Below are 12,941 nucleotides of genomic sequence, written 5' to 3'. Positions count from 1 at the left end.
GGGATACTCCACGGCCTCCAATAATTCATTCATGGGATCAAAGTCCCGCGCCAGGATCTGCACACTGCCGCAATGGAGCACATCCTCCAGTTGGACTGTTGTCTGGTACACTTCTTTGATCATCCGGAGAATAATTGTCATCATGCGCTTCTTTTGTGAATCCATCCTGATCCCTGCCTTTCCAGTCTTGTTGGAGCACACCCCGCGGGTCGGCTTACCGGGGGAGTTCATGTATAAGGGTAACCAAACATTACCTACTTCCTATTTTAAACGAGATTGCGAAAATGAGAAGAGTTTTTGCCGAATTTCCGGGAAATTTGTCGACATCGCAACCGATTTTCCAAACCGAAAAGTGAGGCAGCCCACATGGATTCCCCACCGCGCTGGGAGTCCCGAAATACAGAGAAGAAGGATCCGTGACAGATCCGGGAAAGGAGAATCGAGATGGCCGCCGGTTTCAATCGGTCGGCAGAGACGACCTTTTTGTGGATGATCCCTATTCTGGTCACACTTCACAACTTGGAAGAGACATTCTGGATCGAGGAGGCTGCTGTACCTGATGCGCTTTTCAACTTTCTCCCTGCGCTCTCCTCCCTGTTTCCTCCGAGTGTCCCTCAGATGGCGGTCGCCACCACCTTGCTCACCCTTCTCGTCTGGTGGGTGGCTTACTCCGCCTGTATCCGACAAAGAGCAACAGATGTGCTGCTGCTCCATTTCATTGCGGGGGTATTGTTCATTAATGCCATCAGTCACATCCTGATCTCCCTGATCAGTCTTCATTACCAACCCGGACTGATCACCGCCCTTCTGCTCAATCTCCCTTACTGCCTCTGGTTTTTGAAAAGGGCGGTACAAACCGGAGCCTTTCACCGGAAACAGCTGAACACCATGCTGTGGGTGGCGATTCCCCTCATTCCGATCCTCTCCCTCCTCGCCCACTCTTTGGGAAAAGGGGTGGAGCTCCTGTTTGGGTGAGGGAGGGCCCGGATGATCCCCGTTGCCAAATCGGGTAAAATAGGAATCGTTCCGGATCATTCGCCGGAAATTTCACCGGTTCAAAGGAGATGCATTCCATGCAACCCTTCACCTTTCACAACCCGACCCGTCTTCATTTCGGAAAAGGACAATTGGAACAGCTGCAGCAGGAGCTGCCCCGTTACGGAAAAAACGTGCTTCTGGTTTACGGAGGGGGCAGTATCAAACGAAACGGTCTCTATGATGAAGTTTTGACACTGCTTCATGAGCTGGGTGCTGTTGTCACCGAGTTGCCGGGAGTGGAGCCAAATCCCCGCTTGGCCACCGTGCGCAAGGGAATCGAGATTTGTCGACGGGAGCAGATCCAGTTTCTTCTGGCCGTCGGCGGCGGCAGTGTAATCGATTGCACCAAAGCCATTGCCGCCGGAGCCGCTTCAGAGGCCGATATCTGGGACATCATCACCCGGAAGGCTGAGGCGAAGGGTGCTCTTCCCTTTGGGACGGTGCTCACCCTGGCGGCCACCGGATCGGAAATGAACTCCGGCTCCGTGATCACCAATTGGGAGACTCAGGAGAAGTATGGCTGGGGAAGTCCGTACACCTTTCCGCAATTCTCCATTCTGGATCCCGTCTACACCTTCTCCGTTCCCCGGGACCAGACCGTCTACGGGATCGTGGACATGATGTCCCATGTGTTTGAACAATATTTCCATGTCACTCCCAATACACCTCTCCAAGATCGGATGTGTGAGTCCGTCCTGCGGACGGTGATGGAGACTGCTCCCAAACTGTTGGAGGATCTGCACAGTTATCCACACCGGGAAACCATCCTCTACTGTGGCACCATCGCCCTGAACAAGATGTTGTCCATGGGGACACCGGGGGATTGGGCCACTCACAATATTGAACATGCGGTCTCCGCAGTCTACGATATTCCCCATGGCGGAGGACTGGCCATCCTCTTTCCCCATTGGATGAAGCACACCCTGGACGAAAACGTGGATCGTTGCCACCAGTTAGCGATCCGGGTGTTTGATGTGGACCCTGCCGGTAAGTCCAAAAAAGAGGCGGCCCTGGAAGGGATCCAGCGCCTGCGCCGTTTTTGGTCGGATCTTGGTGCACCCTCCCGTCTGGCCGATTATGACATCGATGACAGCCGTTTGGACCTGATGGCCGACCGGGCCATGGCCAACGGTCCCTTCGGCCGTGTGAAACAGCTGGACCGCGATGACGTTCTGTCCATTTTGCGCCAGTCCCTGTGATGGACATGACTGCAGAAGAACGCATTCGGGCCGCACTCCGTTTCAGCGATGTTCCCATCGAATCAGGTTTCCGGTTCCGGCTGCTGGCGGAGGGGGCCTGGCACCGGGCTTACCGGGTAACGCTTTTCACAGGTGAATCGCTGGTGGTCCGTCTGAAAAAGAAGAACGTCTACGGAGAACAGGTGCCCTTTGATGAGAAAGAGTGGATTGCCGAATATGAATCCGTCGCCCTCTTCTACCGCGCCGCCAACCGGTGTCGACAAGGGATCTGTCCCACCCGCTACTACTATAAGGTCGACCCGGAAAATACCTTTACGGTGGAGAGCGACCTGGGTGAGACCGTCCCCATCAAGCATCTCTGTGCAGAAGAAGCGCTGGATCTGGGTCGGGATCTGGGTGAATTCTACCGACAACTGCACAGGCAGAAGCCGGAACTGGAAGGATGGGGGGAACCGATCCCAAAGGGAAATAAACTGATCGGGGAAGATCTTCGTCCGCCGGCGCTGATCCTGCAAGAAAAAAACGATGACATGCTCCGCAATTACGGCAGGCTAGCCGCCTCAGATCTGCCTTTTGACCGACCCCGGACGGAAAGGTCTTTGGAGCGGGCTCTTTCCTCCCGCCGATGGGATCGGGCTTCTCTGGTAAACAGGGATCTCACCCCGGAAAACTGGATGGGAAGCGGCGGCAGGTTGACCGGGATCATCGACCCCGTCCCGCGACTGGATGACGGAACACGCTACGCCGCATTTTTTTACCATTGCTATTCGTTGCTGTTACCGGCCTATCTGGACGCTCCCCGCTATGAGCGGCACGCCGCCCACTGGAAGCCGGACACCCTCGATGCCATCGCCGAAGGTTTTCTCCGGGGCTATGCCGACGGATCTGAATCACTTCTTCACTCCATTCGCCTGGAACATCTCTTGTGGGTTTTCGATGAGATCACTGCCCACTGGCGGATCCTGCAAGGAGACATTACCCGACGGACGCGCCTGCGAATGGGAGCTCCTCCGATCATCCAGCAACGCCTGGTACGATTCCTGGCGGAGTTGGACCGACTGACGGCCGATATCGGATGACAGGATGACAACCCCCTCTCCCGAAGCTGGAGAGGGGGTTAGAAGCGTTGTGAAAAACTATGTCACAGGGAGGGTTGGGTTTCACATGGAGTGATTTTGGATCGTAAGAACAACGAAAACGACATGTGAAACCCAATCCCGACCGACTCAGGAAATACTAAATCACAACACTTTTAGCGTTTGGACCGTTTCCGCCGGATCAATGATGGGGGGGCGGGGCGTTTTCCCCTGTCTCAGCCGGGTACACTTCGGAAACCTTTGGAAACTCCCAAGGTTTCTCTTCCTCCGTCCAAGCGAGATGTTGCTCTTCCCGGGGATGACCCGCGTAATCCACCCCCAGGAGTCGGGCCAGTTCCCGATCTAGGGAGACGAGGTCTCGCCTGTCGATCTGCATGAGATCGGATTTTCCCAGGGCGTAGGCGACCATTTTCATCTCTTCCACACAGGATTTAAGAAATTTGGCCAGATGTTCGGCACCTTGTTCCACATTGAAATCCTCTTTGAACTTGCCTTGGTATAAAAGGACCTGAACCGGCGGTTCCAAGGGGGAAGCCAAATTGAACTGGGTGTGAAGCATCCCTACCAATGCGATCGACCCGATATAGACGGCATCTGCTCCCAAGGCCAACGCTTTGAGAAAATGACCCGGCGTGGTCAGGCCGCCAGCGGCGATGACGGAAACATCCCGCTTCGCCCCCTGCTTCTCCAGGTGACGGATGGCCCTGCCCAGGGCGAACAATGTGGGCAGTCCGACATCGTCCTGGAGAATGGTCGGACCTCCGTGGGTTCCCGCCTCCGCCCCATCCACCACAATATAGTCGATCCCTCCCTCCAGTGCGATATCGATTTCCCGCTCCAAATAGTGGCCGGCACAAGTTTTCAATCCCACCGGCACCCCGTAGGTTTCCCGCAGAGACCGCACCAGAGGTGGAAAATCCTCGGGTCGGTCCACCCCCTCCAATCGGGTGTGGATGGGAGCATCCTCTCCGTCGGGAATGCCAAACCGCTTGCGAAAGGGCTCGTCCATCTGCCAGGAAGAAGTCCCCATCGGCGCCGCCGCCTGCGCTCCCTGACCCAGCTGGATTTCGATGGCATCCAGTTGACTCAGAGATTTACGATCGTTCATCCATCCACCCCGGTTGTACTGGCCGATAAAATATTTGGCTTCCCGACGTTCTTCCGGAACCAAGGGAGCTTCCCCTGAATTGGTGGCTGTCCCCGCCAGGCTGGCCCCTCGGGCCAGTCCCAGTTTGGCCTTCAATCCCAACGCCCCTCCATAGGACATGCCGGAGATCAGGATGGGAATCTCCAGATTCAGCGGCCTGGCCGCCCGGGGACCGATGGTGGTACCGGTGTGAATGCCGACCCCGTCGGGTGTGGGCATCCGGTACAAATGGACCGGATTGAATGTGAGTTGATCCCAGGGGGAACGAATTACCGGACTGCCCAAGGGACGTTGAATGGGCTTGCCCGACTCCGCCCGCATGGTCGCCTCCACAATGGCCCGCGGGGTCAATTTTTGAGCGATGGTGACAAAAGAGAACAGATTCTCTGTATAAGGATCCTGGATCACCCGGTCCAACACAGAATCGACCACCCCGTTGGTGACCCATTTCACCAGCCATGACAACATATGGTTCCCTCCTCCCACCTGACTGTCCAAAAATCAACGGTCTTTTCCATGATGGTTTCCGCCCAACTCCGACTGTTTCAACTGCTGTTGTTCCCAGTGCAGGATCGTGCTTTCGATCTCCTGCTGCCCGGCTGTGGAAGTTTGCACCCATCCCTTTCGGTGCATAGTGTGAAACAGACGCATATGCAATTCCTCTGTGTCGGTGTGCATCTGATGCATGGCTTCCCGGAGCGTGCGATTGGCGCAATGGGCTTCCGTGTGTGTGATCTCCTGGACCAGTTGTTTTTCCATCATCAACAGATCCTGCGCCATTTCCCGTTCCAACAGTTCCATTTTTATTACCTTCCTCCTTGGACTTAAAATCCCCACTGCCCTTCTGCGATTTTCCACCACTGTTCGCTGAAGGGACACTGGAAGTGTTCTGAATTAGTGGTGTCCGAGATGGTCAGGATGGGGTTTCACATGACCTTTTCGTTATCTGAACTGCTAAAATCACTCCATGTGAAACCCGACACTTCCCTGTGAACAATCTCTAGTGAACAGGGGGAAGATCTTCCCGTTCCCTCCCGTCATGGTTGCGGAGTTGTGTCAAAATCCGCCCGACGTGATCGCGATGGAGTCGGGCCGCCTCCCGAAACCATCCTTTCAGCTCATCGCTCTTGCACTTTTTTTCATACAGCTCACACTTGCGGACAGCCAATGCTTCCGCTTCAATCAGATCCTGTAAATGCAAAAGTTCCAATTGTGTCAATTGTTCCATGATCCTCCCCACCTTCCCGTTGATTCCATGATAGTATGGATCATTTCCTCAACGATTATTGACGAAGTAAAAAAAGACCTGCCGTTTCCCCGACAGGCCGCAGGCTATCTTATCTTTTTTTCCGGGGTGCCTTTCGTTTCCCATGCAATATGTCCATTCCCATCTGAGGGTTCCTCTGAACACTTTCAGCAAATTGTTCCAGTTCCCTCCGATCCACATCCACCCGAGTCACCTTCATCAGGTAGTCCAAAACCGCAGGCATTCCGCCCCGCTCATGAACCCGTTTTGCTCCCTGAAGGATCTGTTTCAACTGTTGTTCCGTCAGGACGTTATGGCCCATCACATTGTTAATCAGTTGAGTCATCTCTTTGGTAGAAGGACCTTTGCCCGGCATTTCCATCCCTCCGCTAATCCGTGGTCCCTTCACCATATGCCGATGGGATGAACAGGGCGCGGGTATTTGTCTAAATCCCCTTAGATTTGGGCGTCCATGGTCCTGGGAACTCTTCAGAAGCCGAAACAGTTGTCAACAGTTTTGAATAAGCTGACAGTAAAGCCCCCGGTGGGTTTTTTAATCGAAAGGAGGAGTCATCCATGTATTATCCCGGCGGCTACTACGGTTACGGCTATGGATCCGGCTATGGTTACGGAGGATATGGATACGGAGGTGGAAGTCTCCGACGCCTGCTGTTGTTCCTTCTCGTGATCCCGGTTATCTTCTGGTTTGTGGGTGCCTTCTAAAAAAACCGGATCCCCGGGATATCCGCCTGTACACTTCACCCGAGGGGTGCATAGTGTAACAGAAAAGAGAGAAGGAGGGAATCAATCATGTCCGGCAGGTACTATGGCATCGGGTTGGGTCGATTACTCCTGTATTTATTGGTGATTACAACCATCTTCATCTTGGTCGGTCCCTGACCGGAGAAGACCTGAACATCACCGATACTCTGATGATCCACTTGGAAAGATCGTGGGAGAAAAGGGAGTCATCCCTTTCTCATAAAACGGCAGGCTTCCTGCCTCAATCGTTTATCAACCATCGAAAAAAGGGGGGAAATCCATGTCCGGGTACTCTGGTTACGGATTCGGCCTTGGCCGCCTTCTCATTTTCCTGCTTGTCATCGCCACCATTTTTGCCCTGGTCGGCGTCTGGGGTTACTGATTCCAGATCCCCCCTGAACATGTTTTTGTCTGATGAAAGGGGGTGTTTCCATGGGCTACGGGAACTACGGGTATGGATTTGGTCTCGGCCGCTTGTTACTCTTCCTGCTCGTGATCGCCACTATCTTCGCCCTGGTTGGCATTTGGGGCTACTGATCGCCCCACCATCGGAGGCCCCCGGCTGTGACCGGGGGTTTGTCTTCTAATTTTCCATAAACAGCCACTCACGCAACCAGTCGGGCATCCCGGCAGTCCGGGCATACCGGGCACGGATCTCATCATACAATTGCGGGTCGGGCAAGGTTCTGAACAGATCATGGCTGGGTCCTCCATGGTCGTCATCCGTGTTCACCTCCAACAACCAGAGCTCCCCACCTTTTTCGATGCCGATGTCCAAGCCCGCTTCCAGAAATCGGAGACATTTCTCCATCATCCGGCATAAAGCTATTCCCATCTCTTTCATCTGAGTCCGCAACACCGACCGGGTCTTCCCATCAGTGAACACCGATTCCAACGGAAACACCGATCCGCCGCTGATCTCCACATTGGACACGATCCCCCCCTCCCCCCCGACCCGGACCACTTCTCCCGCATACACCCAGGAGCTGTCCGTCTCCTTCTGCATATGAACCCGGATATCAAAGGGCTTACCTTCATATCGATCCAAGGGTGCAGTCTGTTGCACGATGCACTCTTCTTCATAATGGTTCAGAAGTAATTTCATCATTTCCTTCTCTGTCCCCGATCTATGCTTCCGCTTTTCCCCCTGAAAGGTCCATTCCGTCCCATTTTGACAGATTCTCAACCGGCTGACGCCCTCACCCCCACACCCTTTATCCGGTTTGATGTATACATCCCCAAACTTTTTCAGCATCTTCCGCAAGCTTTCCCCCGACAACGGCTTGGTCTCGGGAAGTCGGACATACCGATCTGCCCTTTCATTCTGCAGGAACTGATACATCTCCCATTTGCTCAGAGATCTTTCCCGCTGTCCATCGTCAGTCATTGGAATTCCCCCTCCTCTCTCCACCAGCTTATGACAGATGCCCGGATGGGGTTAAAAAAAAGGCAACCGGTTACGGATGCCCGCTTAAAGTGTTGTGAAAAAGCCGTCATACCCACAGGGCCCAAGTCGTGCCCAGGGCCGCTTCGCTCCCCGGTCACGCTATGCAGGGAGGGTTGGGAGTCACATGAAACTTCTTTGGATCACCAGAACTTTGTGCCGGAATGTGAAACCCAACCCGACCCTGAGAACGATTTAAATCACAAAACTTCTAAAATAGATGTCAGACGGCCTTCAATGCATTTGTCAGCGACTCTTTTGTAATATGCCAGTGGGATGTATTCCAGACTTCTTTCCCGTCTTTCACCAGAATAGTTTGTGGAGATTTATGTTGAACACCCAGATCCTCGGCGATCCGGTTGGAAACCGGCCGGGACTCGATCACCTTGACCATGACATATTCCACCGTTTCAGGAGCCATAGTGGACACGAATGTTTGATATTCCTCCCAAGCCTCGGCACTGACTGAACAGCGGGTGCTGTGCTTCATGACCAGGACGGGGGATTCCGTCGATTGACGGAGGAGCTGCTCCCATTCTTCCAATGTTGTAATCTCTTTCCATCCCGCCATTTATCCCACTCCTCTGTGCAAACTGTACCATCATCTTACCCTATCTTTTTGCCTCTGGGAATCTCAGAAGTGGTGAAGTCTGGCGCTGTTTTGTTTCTTTTCCAGGAGGCTGATCAGCAACTGGTATTCCTCCAGAAGCATAATCTCAAAAAACTTCATCTCTTCCCGCATCCTGCGATTTTCCTTGATCAGCTCCCTCATCTGTGTTTGGTTGGTATCCAGTTTCTGTTCCAGCTGTCTGATCCGGTCCCGAAGATGAGGGAAATCCGGCCGGTTGGCTCTGACAGTGACTGTACTCTTGTCACGGACGGTTAATGCTTTCCATCTGGTGAGACATGCACGGGGACTGCGCCTCAACTTCATCGCGGCTTTTGCGAAGCTTTGGTTTCGGCTCATCCCCAATTCTCTGCCATCATCCAGTATGGAGAGAAGGAATCGATCTTCTTTCGGGTTCCAGGGACGGGACACATCTTGCACCTCTTTTCTCTGACCTCCGTCCTGTATAGAACATGTTATGATTCCGCCTCCGTCTTCGACTCGACTCCAGCCCCGATTTCTTTGTATTCAGTCTCTTCCCCCAGGATTTCCCTACGACCCGTCGTCTCCAATTGGCGTGCAGTTTGAAAAAGGCGAAGCAGACTGGTGTACCGATCCTTAATTTCATTCTGGAAGCTCTCAAAGGCATTCCATTCTTCAGTCAATCGGCTGTGTTCCGCCTCTGCCGCCTGCAGCTTCTTCTCTTTTTCCGCCAGTCTCTTCTCCAATTCAGACAACCTTTCGCGGGTGGAGAGGTATTCCGCTTCAAATTCTTTCAACTGGCGAATCACATCATTTATAGTAATGGAAGGCTTCCTCTTCCGTTTCAGTTGATTTTCCACCCGCTCTTTTTTGGCTTTCCGAAAGGTTTCGGCTTCCCGCTTCCTGACAACGGCATTCCACCGAAATCCGCAGGCCCCAGGGGTCCGGTTGATCTTTTCTGCCACTTCCTGAAAGGCGTCCAGTTGGTTGCCGCCTTCTCTCACCGAACGAAGAACTGTTTCGGCCAACAATCGATCTTCTTCTTCCGTCCAACAGCGCCCTTTCATATCAAATCCTCCTTTGGTGCGCATTCTATCGGTATACTATGCTTCGGACGGCCGTCCTGTTCCAATATGTTGTCTGTTGTGGGATTTTCCACTTCAGATCTGTTTTTCTCCATAAAAAATCACCGGGCAGGGTTTCCTTCCCGGCGGGGTATACCAGGTGCGTTGAAGAGGATGAATCAACGGTCCTGGTGATTCATATATTCCTCCACAAATTCAACGGATAAACGGGGCAGTGGACAGACAGCGGGGTCCAAGGCTTCCACATCGGAAGGATCGATGATCCGCGCAACTTCAGGTATCTCTTCTTAAGCCTACGCAAGACCTCTGCCACATTCACACCCTTTTTTTCCGGGGAAAAAGGAGCCAAATAACCGATGGCAGTGGTGGCCAATTTACGGGCACCTCGGACTTTTCCCCTCTTCAACTGATGCATGAGAGCCGCAACCTGGATCAGTCCGTGATAGAAATCGTCATGCCGTCGGGTTTGCCACAATTCTTCCAATACAATCCGTCATGGTAATATCGGAAAGATCGACAGTAGAGTGGATGATACATTCTGTCTCTCTGGATCAAGAGTGAATCGGAACCTCTCTTCCCCGGATCCATACACGAATGACCCTTCCATATTCATCGGTGATGAGCAGGTCCGCCCGCTTCCCAGTCTCCAGGCTGCCCCGGTCCAGGTCCAATCCCAGACGCCGGGCGGGGGCAAGGGAAGCCATTCTCACCGCCTTCCATAGGGGAACTCCTCCATAGCGGGCCATATTGTGAACGGCACGATCCAATGTGAGCAAACTGCCGGCCAGACTTCCGTCTTCCAGAGTCGCTTTCCCCCCCTCGGCCCGCACTTTTAATCCGCCAAGGTCATAAATTCCTTCCGGTTGGCCTACTGCCCGCATCCCATCCGAGATCAAAATCAGTCCATCTGTCTGTTTGACCCGTGCCAGAAGTTTGATCACCGTCGGATGCACATGAAACCCGTCACCGATCAATTCCACCGTAAGCCGCTCATCCACCATCGCGGTCCCCGCCACCCCCGGTTCCCGATGATGCAAACCGGTCATTCCGTTAAAAATGTGGGTGACGTGGGAAGCACCGGCCTCCACAGCAGCCTCCATTTCCTCATGTGTGGCGGAGGAGTGGCCGATGGAGATGACGACCCCCTGCTGGGATAACCTCCGGATCAGATCAAGAGCTCCGGGACGCTCGGGAGCGAGGGTGATCAGACGGAGACTGTCCCCGGCCACATCCAACACCCATCTGGCATCTGTCGGCAGGGGATCTGTGATGTACTCCGGATTTTGGGCTCCCCGTTTGGCCGGACAGATCCAAGGCCCCTCCATATGGACACCGAGGATCTCAGCTCCCTTCACTTCGGAAGCATGTTCAACGGCATTGAGAATGGCTTGTTCCAATCGCGGTTTATCCATCGTGACTGTCGTCGCCAGAAAACCGGTTACTCCATGAGCAACCAAGGTGTTTGAAATCCTGTGCAAAGCCTCGGGGGTTCCATCCATCACGTCACTCCCGCCGGCCCCGTGCACATGGAGGTCAATCAAACCCGGCCAAATCCATCCATCCACCCGAACTTCTTCTTCCACCCCTTCAAAAAAGAGAGGGGAACCGACATATCGAATCTGTTCCCCTTCAGTCACTACCATTCCTTCCTCCAGCATGCCCTCGGGAAGAATCACTTTTCCCCGAAACACTTTCCGCCCTGTCCGGTTCAACACTTCCAACTCCTCCTATTGCCGAGACATATGGGATTTCCATCAGCTTACCGCCGAACCCTTGCCTTGTCAAAGCGAATAGACTTTTTAGAATTGTTGTGACTCCATACTCTTCGAGTCGGTCGGGATCGAGTTTCACATTCAGGCACAAAGTTCTGGTGATCCAAAGACGCTTCATATGTGAAATCCACGCCTCCCTGTAACAGATTTTTCACAGCACCTCTGGCCGCCCTATCGAACCGGCCGCCGCATCCGGGGACACCTCACCGCTATTCAACCAGCATGTTGTCGGTAGGGGAGTTTTCAGCTAAATTGGAAAAGGACACAACTTTAAATTAAAGCAAATGAGGGATACTTCATGTCTTTTTATCAACAACTGGAAAAGTACGCGGAATTGGCCGTCAAAGTGGGGGTTAATGTGGAACCGGGGCAAACACTGATGATCAGTGCCTCCATAGATACCGCGGAATTTGTGCGGCTGATTACCGAGAAAGCCTACCAAGCCGGTGCCAAACAGGTGTATATCGAGTGGCAGGATCCAATTTGCACACGCTTGAAATATGAGTTGGCGCCAACGGAAGCTTTTGATGAATATCCGCGTTGGCAGGCGATGGGCCGGGAGGAACTGGCGGAAAAGGGCGGTGCCTATCTTGTGATTGAATCCAACGATCCCGAATGGTTGAAAGGGGTGGATGCAGACAGGATCAGCGCCGCCTCAAAAGCAGCGGGAATCGCCTTGAAAAAGTGGCGGAAATCTATGCTTTCAGATCAAATGAGCTGGTGTATCATCGCAGCGGCCTCCCGCTCATGGGCGAAGAGAGTGTTTCCAGAAAAAGAGGAAGCAAAGGCTGTGGAGGCACTTTGGAACGCAATTTTTCAAGCCACCCGGGTGGATCAGGAAGATCCCGAGGGCATGTGGAAAAAGCATAACGCCTTCCTGCAAGAAAAAATCGCTTTTCTGAATCAAAAAAGGTATAAAAAACTCCACTATCAAGCCCCTGGTACCGATTTAATCGTGGAATTGCCCGATCACCATATCTGGTGCGGCGGATCCGCCAAAAATGAACGGGGAACCCTGTTTAATCCCAACATCCCCACTGAAGAGGTGTACACTGCTCCGCTGAGGCTGGGAACCCGGGGAACAGTTCGCAGCACCAAACCTTTAAGCTATCAGGGAAATCTGATTGAAAACTTCAGCTTGCGGTTTGAGAACGGACAAATTGTAGGGATATCTGCGGAAAAGGGAATAGACGCCCTTCAATCCATGATCGGAATCGACGAAGGAGCCGCATATCTGGGGGAGATCGCACTGGTTCCCCATGATTCCCCGATTTCCAATACCGATCTTATCTTCTATAACACCCTGTACGATGAAAATGCCTCCTGCCATTTGGCGATTGGATCAGCCATATCCACCTGTATCGAAGGGGGAACGGAACTGTCACCGGAAGAATTGAGAAAAGCCGGATTAAATGAAAGTATGACCCATGTGGACTTTATGATCGGCTCCGCCGACCTGGACATTGACGGCAAAACGGATGAGGGGATCTGGGAGCCGATCTTCCGAAAAGGAAATTGGGCGCTCACCTCATGAGTATCTGTGACGCGGCCTCTAAATCCGG

The 12,941-nt window shown here is 53.2% G+C and carries 15 protein-coding genes and 1 pseudogene; 6 read left to right on the top strand and 10 right to left on the bottom strand.

Annotation, left to right across the window (positions count from 1 at the left end; genetic code table 11):
* Window positions 1-444: 444 nt before the first annotated feature.
* The 4 genes and pseudogenes from IEV46_RS15115 (at window position 445) to IEV46_RS18200 (ending at window position 3,477) form a co-directional block, all read left to right on the top strand.
* Entirely contained in the window at window positions 445-975 is a 531-nt protein-coding gene (locus tag IEV46_RS15115) for an HXXEE domain-containing protein (protein ID WP_188433382.1), read from the top strand.
* Between the two features lie 98 nt (window positions 976-1,073).
* A complete protein-coding gene (locus IEV46_RS15110) occupies window positions 1,074-2,237 on the top strand; it encodes an iron-containing alcohol dehydrogenase (protein ID WP_188433381.1) in 1,164 nt (387 codons plus the stop codon).
* 5 nt (window positions 2,238-2,242) lie between these two features.
* Window positions 2,243-3,316, top strand: coding sequence for an aminoglycoside phosphotransferase family protein (locus IEV46_RS15105; protein WP_188433380.1), 1,074 nt, complete (start codon window positions 2,243-2,245; stop codon window positions 3,314-3,316).
* Between the two features lie 59 nt (window positions 3,317-3,375).
* Window positions 3,376-3,477: pseudogene (locus IEV46_RS18200) on the top strand (cation diffusion facilitator family transporter).
* A 38-nt stretch (window positions 3,478-3,515) separates the two neighbouring features.
* On the opposite strand, the gene IEV46_RS15100 reads toward IEV46_RS18200, so the two are convergent.
* The 4 genes from IEV46_RS15100 to IEV46_RS15085 form a co-directional block, all read right to left on the bottom strand.
* Entirely contained in the window at window positions 3,516-4,949 is a 1,434-nt protein-coding gene (locus tag IEV46_RS15100; RefSeq protein WP_188433379.1) for an FMN-binding glutamate synthase family protein, read from the bottom strand.
* A gap of 33 nt (window positions 4,950-4,982) precedes the next feature.
* Window positions 4,983-5,282 carry a spore coat protein gene (locus tag IEV46_RS15095; RefSeq protein ID WP_188433378.1) on the bottom strand — a complete coding sequence of 100 codons (300 nt, stop codon included), beginning with the start codon at window positions 5,280-5,282 and terminating at the stop codon, window positions 4,983-4,985.
* A 199-nt stretch (window positions 5,283-5,481) separates the two neighbouring features.
* Window positions 5,482-5,709 carry a ferritin family protein gene (locus IEV46_RS15090; RefSeq protein ID WP_188433377.1) on the bottom strand — a complete coding sequence of 76 codons (228 nt, stop codon included), beginning with the start codon at window positions 5,707-5,709 and terminating at the stop codon, window positions 5,482-5,484.
* 109 nt (window positions 5,710-5,818) lie between these two features.
* Complete coding sequence (locus IEV46_RS15085) at window positions 5,819-6,103, bottom strand: hypothetical protein (protein ID WP_188433376.1); 285 nt, start codon at window positions 6,101-6,103, stop codon at window positions 5,819-5,821.
* A gap of 200 nt (window positions 6,104-6,303) precedes the next feature.
* Here IEV46_RS15085 and IEV46_RS15080 point away from each other — a divergent pair, with 200 nt between their 5' ends.
* The gene (locus IEV46_RS15080; RefSeq protein WP_188433375.1) at window positions 6,304-6,450 is read left to right on the top strand and encodes a hypothetical protein; all 147 of its coding nucleotides are present in this window, start codon (window positions 6,304-6,306) and stop codon (window positions 6,448-6,450) included.
* 622 nt (window positions 6,451-7,072) lie between these two features.
* Here IEV46_RS15080 and IEV46_RS15070 read toward each other — a convergent pair.
* The 6 genes from IEV46_RS15070 to nagA all read right to left on the bottom strand — a co-directional run bounded on the left by IEV46_RS15070 (window position 7,073) and on the right by nagA (window position 11,322).
* Window positions 7,073-7,876 carry a YheC/YheD family protein gene (locus IEV46_RS15070; protein ID WP_188433373.1) on the bottom strand — a complete coding sequence of 268 codons (804 nt, stop codon included), beginning with the start codon at window positions 7,874-7,876 and terminating at the stop codon, window positions 7,073-7,075.
* Window positions 7,877-8,156: 280 nt separating this feature from the next.
* Window positions 8,157-8,504: a bacillithiol system redox-active protein YtxJ gene (gene ytxJ / locus IEV46_RS15065; RefSeq protein WP_188433372.1), complete on the bottom strand. Its 348-nt coding sequence runs from the start codon at window positions 8,502-8,504 to the stop codon at window positions 8,157-8,159.
* A 63-nt stretch (window positions 8,505-8,567) separates the two neighbouring features.
* Window positions 8,568-8,972: a hypothetical protein gene (locus IEV46_RS15060; protein ID WP_188433371.1), complete on the bottom strand. Its 405-nt coding sequence runs from the start codon at window positions 8,970-8,972 to the stop codon at window positions 8,568-8,570.
* Between the two features lie 44 nt (window positions 8,973-9,016).
* On the bottom strand, window positions 9,017-9,589 hold the full coding sequence (locus tag IEV46_RS18510) for a Myb-like DNA-binding domain-containing protein (protein ID WP_188433370.1): 573 nt from the start codon (window positions 9,587-9,589) through the stop codon (window positions 9,017-9,019).
* Window positions 9,590-9,782: 193 nt separating this feature from the next.
* Window positions 9,783-10,082, bottom strand: a complete 300-nt coding sequence (locus IEV46_RS15050; protein ID WP_268235921.1) for a DUF309 domain-containing protein — start codon at window positions 10,080-10,082, stop codon at window positions 9,783-9,785.
* 76 nt (window positions 10,083-10,158) lie between these two features.
* Window positions 10,159-11,322: an N-acetylglucosamine-6-phosphate deacetylase gene (gene nagA, locus IEV46_RS15045; protein ID WP_188433368.1), complete on the bottom strand. Its 1,164-nt coding sequence runs from the start codon at window positions 11,320-11,322 to the stop codon at window positions 10,159-10,161.
* Between the two features lie 355 nt (window positions 11,323-11,677).
* Between nagA and IEV46_RS15040 the strand changes: the two genes are divergently transcribed.
* Complete coding sequence (locus tag IEV46_RS15040) at window positions 11,678-12,913, top strand: aminopeptidase (RefSeq protein WP_188433367.1); 1,236 nt, start codon at window positions 11,678-11,680, stop codon at window positions 12,911-12,913.
* The last annotated feature ends 28 nt before the right edge of the window (window positions 12,914-12,941 follow it).

The organism is Kroppenstedtia guangzhouensis, from assembly GCF_014637345.1.
GTDB classification, from domain to species: Bacteria; Bacillota; Bacilli; order Thermoactinomycetales; family DSM-45169; genus Kroppenstedtia; species Kroppenstedtia guangzhouensis.
Note: the sequence above shows the minus strand (reverse complement) of the source record. Positions and strands in the feature narration are given on the sequence as shown.